The 13,208-nt window shown below is 66.7% G+C and carries 10 protein-coding genes; 4 read left to right on the top strand and 6 right to left on the bottom strand.

Translation table 11 applies throughout. The features are described from left to right. Positions 1-858: an FAS1-like dehydratase domain-containing protein gene (locus tag JMY28_RS19915; RefSeq protein ID WP_236596943.1), complete on the bottom strand. Its 858-nt coding sequence runs from the start codon at positions 856-858 to the stop codon at positions 1-3. Continuing rightward, entirely contained in the window at positions 855-2,063 is a 1,209-nt protein-coding gene (locus tag JMY28_RS19910) for an ABC transporter substrate-binding protein (RefSeq protein WP_201697628.1), read from the bottom strand. Before JMY28_RS19910 ends, JMY28_RS19915 begins: the two co-directional genes overlap by 4 nt. A gap of 143 nt (positions 2,064-2,206) precedes the next feature. Between JMY28_RS19910 and JMY28_RS19905 the strand changes: the two genes are divergently transcribed. Then, a complete protein-coding gene (locus JMY28_RS19905) occupies positions 2,207-3,442 on the top strand; it encodes a CaiB/BaiF CoA transferase family protein (protein WP_201697627.1) in 1,236 nt (411 codons plus the stop codon). Positions 3,443-3,632: 190 nt separating this feature from the next. On the opposite strand, the gene JMY28_RS19900 is transcribed toward JMY28_RS19905, so the two are convergent. The 4 genes from JMY28_RS19900 to JMY28_RS19885 all read right to left on the bottom strand — a co-directional run bounded on the left by JMY28_RS19900 (position 3,633) and on the right by JMY28_RS19885 (position 8,823). Then, on the bottom strand, positions 3,633-4,934 hold the full coding sequence (locus JMY28_RS19900) for an MFS transporter (protein ID WP_201697626.1): 1,302 nt from the start codon (positions 4,932-4,934) through the stop codon (positions 3,633-3,635). Between the two features lie 78 nt (positions 4,935-5,012). Next, positions 5,013-5,915: an NAD(P)-dependent oxidoreductase gene (locus JMY28_RS19895; protein ID WP_201697625.1), complete on the bottom strand. Its 903-nt coding sequence runs from the start codon at positions 5,913-5,915 to the stop codon at positions 5,013-5,015. A gap of 30 nt (positions 5,916-5,945) precedes the next feature. Next, positions 5,946-7,427 (bottom strand): aldehyde dehydrogenase, encoded by a 1,482-nt coding sequence (locus JMY28_RS19890; RefSeq protein ID WP_328809432.1) that lies wholly within the window; start codon positions 7,425-7,427, stop codon positions 5,946-5,948. 79 nt (positions 7,428-7,506) lie between these two features. Continuing rightward, positions 7,507-8,823: an MFS transporter gene (locus JMY28_RS19885; RefSeq protein WP_201697624.1), complete on the bottom strand. Its 1,317-nt coding sequence runs from the start codon at positions 8,821-8,823 to the stop codon at positions 7,507-7,509. 467 nt (positions 8,824-9,290) lie between these two features. Here JMY28_RS19885 and tcuA point away from each other — a divergent pair, with 467 nt between their 5' ends. From tcuA to JMY28_RS19870, 3 genes are read left to right on the top strand one after another with little or no spacing between them, the layout of a single operon-like run. Next, a complete protein-coding gene (gene tcuA / locus JMY28_RS19880) occupies positions 9,291-10,772 on the top strand; it encodes an FAD-dependent tricarballylate dehydrogenase TcuA (protein ID WP_201697623.1) in 1,482 nt (493 codons plus the stop codon). Positions 10,773-10,795: 23 nt separating this feature from the next. Next, a complete protein-coding gene (locus JMY28_RS19875; protein WP_201697622.1) occupies positions 10,796-11,791 on the top strand; it encodes an MmgE/PrpD family protein in 996 nt (331 codons plus the stop codon). 31 nt (positions 11,792-11,822) lie between these two features. Next, the gene (locus JMY28_RS19870) at positions 11,823-13,208 is read left to right on the top strand and encodes an MFS transporter (RefSeq protein WP_201697621.1); all 1,386 of its coding nucleotides are present in this window, start codon (positions 11,823-11,825) and stop codon (positions 13,206-13,208) included.

The following is a 13,208-nucleotide window of genomic DNA, read 5'->3' as shown; positions in this document are numbered from 1 at the left end:
TTATTCGAACGTCGCCGAGGCCGACATCGCCAGTTCGCCCTGCGCGCCGCGCGCCCAGAGTTCGAGACCGTCGTCCGGCGCCGCGCGCCCTTCCAGCGAGAACGGCCGGTCGATGAAAAGCGGGCTCACACCGCGAAAATCGAAACGCGCGAGACGCCGCCCGTCGCCGTGCTCGAGGGCGAATTGCTGCAGCAGGGTTGCAGTGAGCGGCCCGTGCACGACGAGATCGGGATAACCCTCTTCGTTGCGCGCATATGTTTGATCGTAGTGAATGCGATGCCCGTTGAAGGTGAGCGCCGAATAGCGAAAGAGCAGCGTCGAATCTGCAAGGCATGCGCGGGTCCATTGCGGCTGCGCCTCGTGTATCGCGGGCGTCGGGGCGCTCGCCGCGGCCGCCGGTGCAGGCTCGCGGTAGACGATGTCCTGCTCCTCCTCGATGCACGGCGCGCCCTCGCACGAGGTGACGTGGCTCACCGTGACGAACCACAGCGCCCCGCGCTTGCCCGACTTCTTCTCGACTTTCAGGATGCGGCTGTGCCGCGTCGCGCTGACATCGACAGGCAAGGGTCGCAGATAGCGGATGCGGCTGCCCGCCCACATGCGCCGCGGCAACGCGATGGGCGGCAGGAAGCCGCCACGCTGCGGATGCCCGTCCGCGCCAAGGCCGCTGCGGCGGACGGTGGGATTGAAGAAGAGCCATTGCCAGCCCGGCGGCAGCGGTTCGCCTGGGGCGGGCGCGGCGTCGAGATCGAGCGTGGCCGCCATCGCCCGCGCCGTGCCGGCCTCGATGCGCGCAACGTGCGCTTCTTCGCGGCCGATCCACGACTCGTACACGTTCTCCAGTTCCGTTTCGCTCACGACAGCCTCGCGTCGAAGACCTGCTCCGGATACGGCTTGAAATCGCGCACCAGCTTGAAGCCGTCGTTGGTCGCCTGGATGATGCCCTCCTGACGCGCGCCGCGATGATCGCCGGGCTTGAAGCTCACGCCGCGCGTGCCACCGATGTTTTGATCGCGCATGGTCTCCATGACGTCGACGAGGTTGGCGCGCGTGAGCGGCTTGCCGCTCTCCAGCAGCATGTTGAACGACTTCACGAACAGCATCCCGTTGCTCCAGCCGTTGAGACCGAACACGCCCACCGGGTCGCTGGCGTAGTACTTTGCGATGCTATCGCGATAGGCCTTGATGTCAGGGTCGTTCGAGGTGACGGGCATGAGCCACGACGAAAAGTACACACCGTCCAGCAGTGATCCCGCCAGTTTGCGCGTGGTGGGATCAGCGGTGAAGAACGGCGCCATCCACTTCGCCTCGAAACCGATACGATCCGCCGATTTCAGCGCGGCGGCCAGATTGGAGTTGGAGCCGAACAGGATGACGACGTCGGCCTTCGCGTTCGCGAGACGACGAATGTGAGGCGTGAAGTCGGTATTTCGGACTTCGAATGGAATGGATTCGACGGCCTGCTTCTTCGCACCATCGAGATAGCGCTCGAAGCCGCGCTTGGCCGAGCGCCCAAGCTCGTCGTTTTCCCATAGCAGCGCCACGCGGCTCACGCCGAGCGACTTAAGCGCGTAGTCGGCGTTCGACGCCGCGGACCAGCCGTAGTCGGGCAGCAGCGGAAACGACAGGCGCTCGGTGAACAGCGCGCTTGCGCCGCCCACGGGGCCGACCATCGGCAAGCCCTCTTCCTTCGCGTAAGGGATCACGGCCTCGGTTTGCGCTGTGCCCACGGGCGCCGCGAGCGCGAAGATCTTGTCCTCCTCGACGAGCCGCCGCGTGACGGCGACGCTGCGCGCGGGCTCGTAGCCGTCGTCGTAGATGACGTACTTGATCTTCCAGCCCTTGAGCGCGTTGGTCTCGTTCGCCCACTTGAAGCAGGCGTCGGTCGCGCGCGTGACGATCGCATAGAACGGCACCGGACCCGTGATCGGCGTGAACGCCCCTACCGTGATGGTCTTGCTGCCCGCGTCGATGCCCGGCGTCGCCTGCTGGGCGAAGCCGAGGCCGGGCAATCCGGCCGATACGGCCGCCGCACTGCTGAAGACGAATGTTCTTCTGCGCATGGTCTCACCTGTTGGTGTCGTTAAGAATGCATTCTATAAACTATTTCAGAAGGTGCAAGTCAGGGTTTTTCCCGCATTTATTGAGTTTTCTCGTTTTATCGTGAAATATAGAATGCATTCTTATTCCCACAGCCGAGGCAACCATGAAGCACACACCCCTCGCCGGACGACGCGTCATCGAACTGGGCACCATGCTGGCCGCCCCCTTCGCCAGCCACATCCTTGCGCAGCTGGGCGCCGAGGTCATCAAGGTCGAGCCGCCCGCCGGCGACCCGACGCGCAGCCTCGTGCGCGGTGGCCCGAGCGGCACCTTCGTCGCCTACAGTCACGGCAAGAAGAGCGTGTGCATCGACCTCGGCAAGCCCGAAGGCCGGGCGGCATTCATGAAGCTCGTCGCCGGCGCGCACGTGCTGGTGCACAATCTCGCGCCCAAGGCCGCGCGCAAGCTCGGCGTCACGCGCGAGGCGTGTCGCGCCATCAATCCGTCGCTCGTCTACTGCCATATTCGCGGCTACGCTGCGGGGCCCCAGGCCGACGATCTCGCATCGAACCCTGTCGCCGAGGCGTCGACGGGTGTGATGGAAGCCAATCGCGTGAACGGCCGGCCAAGCCGGCTCGGGCCTTCGTACCACGACCAGTTCGCGGGCGCCTATGCCGTGATCGGCATCCTCGCGGCCATGCTCGGCGAGACCGACGGTGCGCACGGCAACGACCGGCATGTCGAAGTGGGCCTCTACGAAACGGGTCTGCACGTGGCGTCGCGTGACCTCGTCGGCGTGCAGTTGAAGACGCATCTCTTCGGCCGCCCCGAGCGCGAACCTCACGGCGAATTCAGCATGCCGGGCTATGGCGCGTATCTCACCGCCGACGACCGCTGGATCTATCTGCTGATGCTCAACGACGCACACTGGCGCAAGTTCTGCGAGGCGCTCGCGTTGCCGCAGGCCACCGACGAGTCGCTCGTCACGCTGCGTCAGCGCAAGAAAGCGCGTGAAAACGTCGAGGAAATCGTGCGCAACGCCGTGCGCGCCTGCACCTTCGACAGCATCGCCGCGCGCCTGAAGGCGATCGGTGTGGGCTGCACCGAAGTCCTGCCGCTCGAACGCGTGCTGGAGGCGCCACAGGCGCACGAACCGGGCAAACTGCGTTCGGTCGACTATCGCGGACTGCCATTCGAGGTGCCCGAGTTTCCAGGCGCCGCGTCTACGGCGGCTGCACCCGGCGCGCTGCCGCCGCCCGAACTCGGTGAGCACACCCTCGAGATCCTCAAAGCCGCCGGACTGAGCGCGCAGGAGTGCGCGAGACTCGTTGCATCGGGCGCGGCCGGGGTGCGCGAGGACGATTCGTTCGTCTGGGCACCGGTGCGCCAGCCGGCCTGAGAACCGGCGCACGCGCACGCGATGCGGCGGCGCGGCAGTTCGCCGCGCGCGTCGCTCGCTCCACGGGTCACGCTTCGCATCAAGGTCGGCCATTTGGGAATGTCCTGCGAACGTTGTGGAAGAACGTGCGGGCGCGCGCCGCCTCCGCACGGCCCGCTAACCGCGCTGCAAGCCGCCCTTGCTTGTCGATTCAGTGCGCCGCGCCACTCGCCAGCGCACCGCCCGCTCGGTCCGCGCGCAACAGCACGGCTGCGACGATCACGGTCAGCGCAACGAAGGCAGCCAGCCCCAGCATGCCCGCCGCGAACGTGCCGGTCGCCTGCTTGAGCACGCCCACCGCATACGGCGCGAGAAACCCGGCGATATTGCCGATCGAACTGACGACCGCGATACCCGCGGGCGCCTCCGCCTCGGCGAGCAGCGTGGGCGTGAGCGCCCAGAACACCGGCAGATTGGCGAACGCGCCGAAGCCACCCGCGGTCAGCGCGGCAAGACGCAGCGGCGGGTAGTCCGTGCACGCCGCGACGATCAGCGCCAGCACGGCGACGATGCCGGGAATCATGAGATGCCAGCGCCGCTCGCGCAGGCGGTCCGAGCGCGCGCCCCACCAGAGCACGCCGATCGCCGCGGCGACAAATGGCAACGCCGAAAGGAAACCCACCGCCGTGAACGAGGCGCCAAACGCGCGCACGATCTGCGGCAGGAAGAAAGTCACACCGTAATTAGCCGCGACGATGCCGCAATACACGAAACCCAGCACCCACACGCGCGGATTGCGCAGCGCGCGCCACGCGCCAGCGTGGCCGTTGCCGGGCGGCAGCGCGCGACGCTCGTCAGCGAGGCGCGTATTGAGCCATTGACGCTCCGCGTCGTCGAGCCACGACGCCTTGTCCGGCGAATCGACCAGCACGCGCAGCAGCACCACGCCAAGCACCAGCGACGGCACCGCCTCGATGATGAATAGCCACTGCCAGCCGCTCAGACCGACCACACCATGCAGGTTCAGCAACAGGCCCGAAAGCGGCGCGCCGATACCCGCCGAAGCCGGGATCGCCACGGCGAACGCGCCGATCATGCGCGCGCGATGCGTGGCGGGAAACCAGCGCGTGAGAAACAGCATCACACCGGGAAAGAAGCCTGCTTCCGCCACGCCCAGCAGGAAGCGCAAGCCCATGAATTGCGGCGCCGTCCTCACGAAGGCGAACAGCAAAGACAGCACACCCCAGGTCAGCATGATGCGCGCGAACCAGCGGCGCGCGCCAAAGCGGCGTAGCGCAAGATTGCTTGGCACTTCGAACAGAACATAGCCCAGGAAGAAGATGCCCGCTCCAGCGCCGAACACGGCCGGCGAAAAACCCAGCTCCTCGTTCATCGAAAGCGCAGCGAAACTCAGATTCACCCGATCCAGATAGGCCGCGAAATAACACAGCATCAGCAGCGGCACGATGTGCCGGCGAATCTTCGAAATGACCTCGGCTTCCTGCGGGACCATGGTCCGCCTCCGTGACGTCGGTGAAGCTGCAACGGGCGGCGCGCCGTGCGATGCGCCGCGGCAAGCTCGGCTCGGTGCTCAGTCGGGCTCGTTCGTGGACGGCGTGACGCGCCCGTCCACGAGTTGCACGATCGCCGGATGATAGTTCTGTCCGAAGCCCGCATCGCGCGCACGGCACATCAGGTCGTAGGTGTAGTTCGCGATATGCGGCTCGAAGTCCGCTTCCCGCGCGAGATTGAGCGCGAGGCCCGCGTCTTTGATCGCGTAGACGAGCGGGAACACTTTTTCGGGGAAGCTGTCGGGCACGAGCGACTTCATGCCATGGTTGCGCAGGACGAAGCTGTCCGCCGACCCCTTCGAAAGCAGGTTGAAGAGCGTCTCGCCGTCGAAACCCGCGCGCCGTCCGAGTGTGATGATTTCGGAGAGCGCGCTGACGGTCATGAACACGAGCATGTTGTTGAGGATCTTGATCGTTTGGCCGTTTCCGACCGGGCCGCAATGCAGCACGTCCGAGCCCATCAGCGCGAGCAGCGGTTGCACGGCCGCGAAGCCCGCGTCGCTCGCGCCCACCGAAATCATCAGCGTGCCTTTCACGGCGGCCTCGCGCGTGCGGGCGACGGGCGCGTCGATCAGCGCGATGCCACGCTCGCCGAGCGCTTTCGCGAGCGCTCGCGTGCGCGCGACGTCGCTCGTGCTCATGTCGACGATGGTCGTCAGGCGCTCGCCCGCGCGCGCCAGTTCGGCGCACACCGTCTCGACCTGGTCGATCGAAGGCAGCGAGAGGAAAACGATATCGGCGGCGCGTGCCACCGCCGTTGCCGACTCCGCCGGCTGCGCGCCGCTTGCAACGGCTTCGGCCAGCGCCTCCTTCGAGGTGTCGAACACATGGACCGGCAGCGACGATTTGCGCGCGAGATTCGCACACATGGCGCTGCCCATCACGCCTAGACCGATGAAACCAATGCTGGAATACGGATTCATGTCCTTGCTTCTCCTGGTGACGCGCGGTTCTTACGTGCGGATCGCAAACGGATCGCGCACGGCGCTTGAGTAGTCGATCATCACGTTCTTCGTGGTCAGGTATTCGCGCAGGCCCGCTTCGCCGCGCTCGCGGCCGATGCCCGACTCCTTCATGCCGCCGAACGGCGCCTGCGCCGCGAGCGCGCGATATGTGTTGACCCACACGGTGCCGCAATTGAGCGCTTTCGACACGCGCATCGCGCGCGAGATGTCCTGCGACCAGATGCCGGCCGCGAGCCCGTAGCGCGAATCATTGGCGAGCGTGATCGCCTCGGCTTCCGTGTCGAATGGAATGATCGCGAGGACGGGTCCGAAGATCTCCTCCTGCGCGAGTTCGCTGCGGTTGTCGACGTCGGCGAAAATGGTCGGCTCGATGAAGAAGCCTTTGCCGAGCCCGGCACCTTGCGCGCGTGCGCCGCCCGTGACGAGGCGCGCACCGGCGGCTTTCGCAGCGTCGATGGCGGCAAGGATGCGCCGAAACTGCGGCTCGTTGGCCACGGTGCCCATTTCGGTGGCGGGGTCGCACGGGTCGCCCATGCGGATCGACTGCGCGCGCGCGGCGAGGCGCTCGACCACTTCGCCATATACGCCGCGCTGAACGAAGAGGCGCGAGCCAGCCACGCAGGTCTGCCCGGTTGCGCCGAAGATGCCGGCGAGCGCGCCCACGACAGCCTTGTCGAGATCGGCGTCATCGAAAATGATGTTGGGCGACTTGCCGCCCAGTTCGAGCTTCACCGGCACAAGCCGGCGCCCGGCGGCCGCCGCGATCTCGCGGCCCACGTTGGCGCTCCCTGTGAAGCTCACAAGCGCGATGCCCGGATCGTTCACGAGCGCGCGGCCGGTTTCGGCTCCGCCCGTCACCACGTTGAAGACGCCCGGCGGAAAACCCGCCTCCTCGACGAGCGTTGCGAATTCGAGCGTCGAGACCGAAGCGTGTTCCGACGGCTTCACCACCACGCAATTGCCCGCTGCGAGCGCGGGCGCGAGCTTGTTCGCGAGCAGCGACAGCGGCGAGTTCCACGCCGTGATGAGGCCAACCACGCCGTAGGGTTCGAGCGAGACGTAATCGAGTGTATCCGGCTGGTCGAGCGGTACGTGTTGCCCGAACAGCTTGTCGGCATAGCCCGCGAAATAGCGCAGCTGACGCCCCACCCACAGCATTTGCGGACGCGTCTCGCGAACGATCTTGCCGTTGTCGGTACTCTCGATCGCCGACATGCGGTCCGCGTTGGCTTCGATCAGCGCGGCGAGCTTGAGCATGAGCGCGGCGCGCGCCACGCCCGAGGTCTGCCGCCAGCCTGCGTGGAATGCGCGCGAAGCGGCCGCCACCGCGCGCGCGACGTCCTGTTCACCGGCTTCGGGAATTTCGGCCCACACTTCGCCCGTATAGGGATTCACGCTCGGCAGCACGCGCTTGCTGTACGGCTCCATGCGTTCGCCGTCGATATACAGCCGACACTTCCTGATATCCACATCGCCTCCTTTGTCCGGCCGCGCGTTGCGCGCGCCGTGCTGGTTGTGCGGGTCATGCGGTGCGTGACAGCGTCGCGCGCTAACGGTCCACGAGCCGCGCAGGCAACGCGAGCGCGAGCACGGCGCCGAGCGCCATGCAAGCCGCGAGCAGATACATGGCAGGCGCGCTGCTGTGCGTCGCTTCCTTGAGCCAGCCCACCGCGTATGGGCCCAGAAAACCCGCGAGATTGCCGATCGCGTTGATGAATGCGATACCCGCCGCTGCAGCGGCGCCGCCCAGGAAAGCCGTGGGCAGACACCAGAACAGCGGCAACGTCGTGATGATCCCGGCCGTCGCGAGCGTGAGCGCGCACATGGCGAGCGCCGTATGGTCGGCCCACAGCACGGCAAGCAGGAGCCCGAGCGCGCCCGCCAATGCCGACCCCGCGACGTGCCTGCGGCGCTCGCGCCGGATGTCGGCATGCTTCGCCGCCGCGAGCATCACGACCACGGCCGCGCCGAACGGAATCGCCGAAAGCAGGCCGATCGTGAGCGCATCGGCGACGCCAGTGCCCTTGATGAGGGTCGGCAGCCAGAAGCCCACGCCGTACAACCCCATCACGAACAGGAAGTGGATGAGCGAGATGAGCCACACGCGCGGATTCGTGAAGACCATGCGAACCGAAGTCTGGGTTTTCGCTTCGGCATCGGCGCGCAGATTGTCGAGAAGCAGCAACTTTTCTTCGTCGCTGAGCCAACGGGCCGTTTCGATACGCTCGTCGAGCTTCCCCAGCACGAGGAGACCGATGAGCACAGACGGCAACCCCTCCACGAGAAAGAGCCACTGCCAGCCATGCCACTGGTTCACGCCGTCGAGCGCCGTGAGCAGCCAGCCCGAAAGCGGACCGCCGATCAGCCCGGAAAGCGCCACGGCGGTCACGAGCCACGCCGTAGTCATGCCGCGCCGGCTCGCCGGATACCAGTACGTCAGATAGAGAATCACGCCGGGAAAGAACCCTGCTTCGGCTACGCCTAGCAGGAAACGCATCAGAAAGAACATGCCCGGCGTGCGCACGAACATCGTCAGCATCGAAACCAGGCCCCACGTAATCATGATGCGCGCGATCCACACGCGCGCGCCCACGCGATGCAGGATCAGATTACTCGGCACTTCGAACAGGAAATAGCCGAGAAAGAACACGCCCGCGCCGAACCCATACACGGCGTCCGAGAGTTGCAGGTCGGCCGCCATTTGCAGCTTGGCGAAGCCCACGTTCACGCGGTCGAGATACGCGACCACGTAGCACAGCAGCAGAAGCGGCGTGAGGCGCCACGCAACCTTGCGGTATGTGGCCTGCTCCGAAATCGCGGCTGCACTGCTGACGGGAATCGACAAGGGGCCGGTCGGGGTTGCCATACTCGTCTCTCCTGGCTTTGCACAAACGCTCGGGCCAACGGACGCACGCCGCTGGCCGAGGCACGTTCTTGTGGTTCTGGCGCAGCCGCCGCGGCGCACGGCCCTGCGTGCCTTGCGTGCGTAATGGCGGTTGCCGGATCGGTGCAGTCCTTCCGGCGCAGCAGGCACGCCGGCGCAAGCCATGGCACACAGCGAGGCGTCGCTGCCCCAACTCGCCATGGCTGACGAGATGGCGAAAGCCTAGTCCTTTCCCCGACCCGTCATGTAGCCAGGGAATGTACTTACTGGTGTACTTGTGTATACACTAGTACTCTCAATCGGACAATCAGGCGGTCTGCATGCCGCGTGCGAAACCGCTCTCGTTGCGCGCGAAACGATTGTCGGCGCAGGCATGACAAGACGCGCGGACCACCCGTACAGGCTGACACCGAAACGCCCCCCAAACGTCCACCGAGAGGAGCCCCGGAATGACCGACTATGATGTGATCGTGGTAGGCGCAGGCAACGCCGCACTCGCCGCAGCCGTATCGGCGCGCGAAAATGGCGCGCAGCGCGTCGTCGTGCTGGAGAAGGCCCCGCGCGGCATGCGCGGCGGCAATACGCACTGGAGCGGCGGCGTCCTGCGCTTCGCCTTTGACGACCCGCGCGAGATCGGCCCGCTGCTGCCTGGGGTCGAAAAAGAGTTCGAGGACTTTTACGCCGGCATCAATCCTTATACGCGCGACGATTTCCACGGCGACCTCATGCGCGTCACGAGCGGCCAGACTGACCCCGTGCTATCGCGCGTGCTCGTCGACAATTCGAAAGACACCGTGTTCTGGATGCACGAAACCGGCCAAATCCGCATGGAGCCAGCGGTGAGCCTCACCGGCGTGCGCAAGGGCAATCAGATCATCTGGGCACGCGGGCTCGTGGTGCGTGCCGAGCACGAGGGCGTGGGCCTTTCGCGCGGGTGGTTCGCGGCGGTGGAACGACTTGGCGTCGAAGTGCGCTACGGCGCAGCGGTCACGGCGATCCTGCAGGACGCGAGCGGCCGCGTGTGCGGCGTGCGCGTGCGCGATGACGAGGGCATCCACACCCTCAACAGCCGTTCGGTGGTCCTCGGCTGCGGCGGCTTCGAAGCGAACGTGCAGATGCGCACGCAACATATTGGACCGCTCGTGGGCGGGGCAAAGGTGCGCGGCACGCCCCACAACCAGGGCGACGGCCTGCGCATGGCGATGGAGATCGGCGCAATGCCGTGGGGCCAGTGGAGCGGCTGCCACGCCACGCCGATCAGTGCAGACTGGGGCAACTTCGCGCCGCGCGAAATGACGGACCGCAGCAACCGCCTGAGCTACCTCTACGGCGTGATGATCAACCGAAACGGCCTGCGCTTCGTGGACGAAGGCGAGGACGGCGCGATGTTCACCTACGCGAAATACGGCCGCGCGATTCTCGCGGAGCCAGGCGCGAAGGTCTACCAGCTTTTCGATTCGCAGACCGTTCACCTGCTGGAGCCGCGCTACGCGACGAGCGAGCCGATCAAGGCCGACACGCTGGAGGCGCTCATTGCCCAGATCGACATCGACGACAAGGCACAGGCGCTGCGTACTGTGCAGGCCTATAACGCCGCGGCCCACGACGCGGCGGACGGCTTCGACCCGACCGGCAAGGACGGCCTCGCCACGCGCGGCCTGAGCCCCGATAAGACCAACTGGGCGCTCAAGCTCGACAAGGCGCCGTTCTATGCGTATTCGGCCACGGGCGGCATCACTTTCACCTTCGGCGGCCTGAAGATCGACGATCAGGCGCGCGTGATCGGCACCGACTGGCGGCCCATTCCAGGGCTCACCGCATGCGGCGAGATGGTCGGCGGTCTCTTCTACGACAACTATCCCGCGGGCACGGGGCTCGTTTCCGGAGCGACGTTCGGGCGCATTGCCGGCCGCACGTCGGCACGCTCGTGAACGCGCTCAGCGAGGGCTCAACAATGAACCAGCGCACCTTCACCGCCGCCGCGCTGCCGCTGGCCGTGCGCGTCGCGGCATTCGACGCGCGCGCTGCCGCGCCGCGCGCCAGGGCCGCGGCGCGTGAAGCCATCATCAAAGCGGTTGGCGCATTGATGAGCGGCTCGGGCAGCGCAGCGGCACAGTGGCTCGCTGAAAACGCCGGCGCACGCGCGGCAAGCGGGCCATGCCTCGCCGCCGGCACCACGCGGCGGGTGGCGATGCTCGACGCCGCGCTGGCGAACGGCACAGCGGCAAGCGCCGGAGCGCACGAAACAGGCGGCGGCAGTGGCGAAGGCCATGCCGCGCGCTTCGCCGCCCTCTTCGCGCTGGCCGAAGCGCGCAAGCTCCCTGGCCAGCGGTTCCATGCGGCGTGGCTCGCCGGGGACGCAGCCGCGCATAGCCTCGCCAGTGCGGCACCGACCGTCGCGCCTGGGCTCGCCACGATCCTTGCTACCGTCGCGGCCGCGAGCCACCTGCTTTGCTTCGACGCTGCGGCGACAGCGGCAGCGCTCGTGCTCGGCGCATCGACGACGAACGAGGCAGATCCCGAAGCCGCCGCGAACGGCGACGCGCTCGCAACGCCCTTACGTGCGGGCCAACGCGCCCGCGTGGCACTGCAGGCAGTCATGCTGGCCGAACAAGGCGAGACTGGAGCTGCGGCGCAGCTCACGCAGGACGACACGCTGATTGAAGCGCTCGCGCAAGCTGCCTCCACGCTCGGCGACATCCCGGACGCCACCCCGCCCGCGCATCTCAGCTGCGATACTTTTGTCGCGCGTTGCAGTCGGGCGATCGGCACATCCGAAGCGCTCGCGCTCTACGAGCGCCTGGAAGCCATCGACGAAGCCAGTGACATCGCCCTGCTCGGCACGCTCATGGCGAGGCGCGCGCTACCGGGCGCAGCCGGCGCAAGCGCGCCGCTCGCGCTGAGCACGACGCCCGGCGACGGTTCGGACGAAACCGCCTGGGTCCCCTGATCGCAAGCCGACATGGAAGGGCGCATTGACCATGAACGATGAACTGATTGCCGCGCGTGTCGACAGGCTGCCCGTCTCGCGCTTTCATCGCAGGCTGCTGCTGCTCATCAGTCTGCCGTTCTTTTTCGATATCTCGGACATCTTCACGTTTTCGTATGCCGCACCGGCGCTCGTCAAGGAGTGGGGGCTCTCTCTGACCAGCATCGCCATGCTCACCTCCGCGGGGTTCTTCGGCATGTTCCTCGGCGCGACGCTCGGCGGCATTCTGTCGGACCGCATCGGGCGCAAACGCGCGCTCATGCTGTTCGTGGCTACCTATTCGTTCTTCTCGCTCGCAAACGCCCTCGCGCCCAACGTCCCGCTCCTGATGATCACGCGGCTGCTGACCGGCATCGGAGTGTCGTCAGCGACGGCGGTGGTGATCGCTTATATCGTCGAGATGTACCCTGCCGCGCGCCGTGGCGCCTGGCAAGGCTGGGCGATGGCGATCGCGCTCAGCGCCGTGCCCATCACGAGCTGGGTGGCGCGGCTCGTCGTGCCGCTCGGTCCGAACGGATGGCGGCTCATCTTCGTCTGGGGAGCGCTCGGCGCCGTTTTTCTCGCGTTCAGCCGCTCCTTTCCCGAGTCGCCGCGCTGGCTCGCGCGACACGGCCGCATGGACGAAGCAGACTGCGTGCTGAGCGCGATCGAAGCCGAAGTCGAGCGCAGCGCCGGGCCGCTGCCCGCGCCGCTGCTGATCTCGCAGGCGGCCGAACCGCGCACGCACTGGCACGCGCTCTTCAAGCGCCCCTACGCCGGGCGCACCTTCACGTTGTGGGCCATCTGGATCCTCCAGACAGTCGGTTTCTACGGCTTCCAGGCGTGGGTGCCGGCCTTGCTGGTTCGGCATGGCGTGACCGTGGTGCAGAGCCTCACCTACATCACGCTGATCAATCTGGGCGCGGTGCCCGGCGCGCTGCTCGCAGCCGCGCTCGCCGACCGCGTGGAGCGCAAGTTCAGCATAGCCGGCACGTCCGCGCTGATCGCCGTGTGCGGCCTGCTCTACGGGCTCGGCACTGACCCCTTCGTGATCGTGCCATTCGGATTCTGCGTGGGCATGCTCACGCAGACCTTCGTTTCGCTCTGCTACGCGTATACGCCGGAGCAATATCCCACCGATATTCGCAACACGGGGGCGGGTTTCGCTTATGGCGTGGGACGGCTCGCCAATGTCGGCAACGCGTTCATCGTCGCGGCGATCTTCACGCGCTTCGGCTATGTCTGGGTGTTCGCGTATATCGCCGGGGCGTGGCTCGCAGTGGCCGCCGTGACACTCGCGTTCGGCGCACGCACGACGGGGCGCAAGCTCGAAACGATCAATCCCGCGCTTGCCGGGACGCCGGATGAACCGCTCGGCACGGCGGCCGGGCGGTTCTGA

It is taken from the genome of Paraburkholderia hiiakae (assembly GCF_904848665.1).
GTDB lineage: Bacteria > Pseudomonadota > Gammaproteobacteria > Burkholderiales > Burkholderiaceae > Paraburkholderia > Paraburkholderia hiiakae.
The sequence above is the reverse complement of the archived record's forward strand: the minus strand, read 5'-3'. Positions and strand labels throughout refer to the sequence as shown.

What these genes read in the sequence shown, in the direction of transcription:
- JMY28_RS19910 (WP_201697628.1), bottom strand. Translation starts at nt 2,063, where the DNA reads ATGCGCAGAAGAACATTCGTCTTCAGCAGTGCGGCGGCCGTATCGGCC.
- JMY28_RS19905 (WP_201697627.1), top strand. Translation starts at nt 2,207, where the DNA reads ATGAAGCACACACCCCTCGCCGGACGACGCGTCATCGAACTGGGCACC.
- JMY28_RS19900 (WP_201697626.1), bottom strand. Translation starts at nt 4,934, where the DNA reads ATGGTCCCGCAGGAAGCCGAGGTCATTTCGAAGATTCGCCGGCACATC.
- JMY28_RS19895 (WP_201697625.1), bottom strand. Translation starts at nt 5,915, where the DNA reads ATGAATCCGTATTCCAGCATTGGTTTCATCGGTCTAGGCGTGATGGGC.
- JMY28_RS19885 (WP_201697624.1), bottom strand. Translation starts at nt 8,823, where the DNA reads ATGGCAACCCCGACCGGCCCCTTGTCGATTCCCGTCAGCAGTGCAGCC.
- tcuA (WP_201697623.1), top strand. Translation starts at nt 9,291, where the DNA reads ATGACCGACTATGATGTGATCGTGGTAGGCGCAGGCAACGCCGCACTC.
- JMY28_RS19875 (WP_201697622.1), top strand. Translation starts at nt 10,796, where the DNA reads ATGAACCAGCGCACCTTCACCGCCGCCGCGCTGCCGCTGGCCGTGCGC.
- JMY28_RS19870 (WP_201697621.1), top strand. Translation starts at nt 11,823, where the DNA reads ATGAACGATGAACTGATTGCCGCGCGTGTCGACAGGCTGCCCGTCTCG.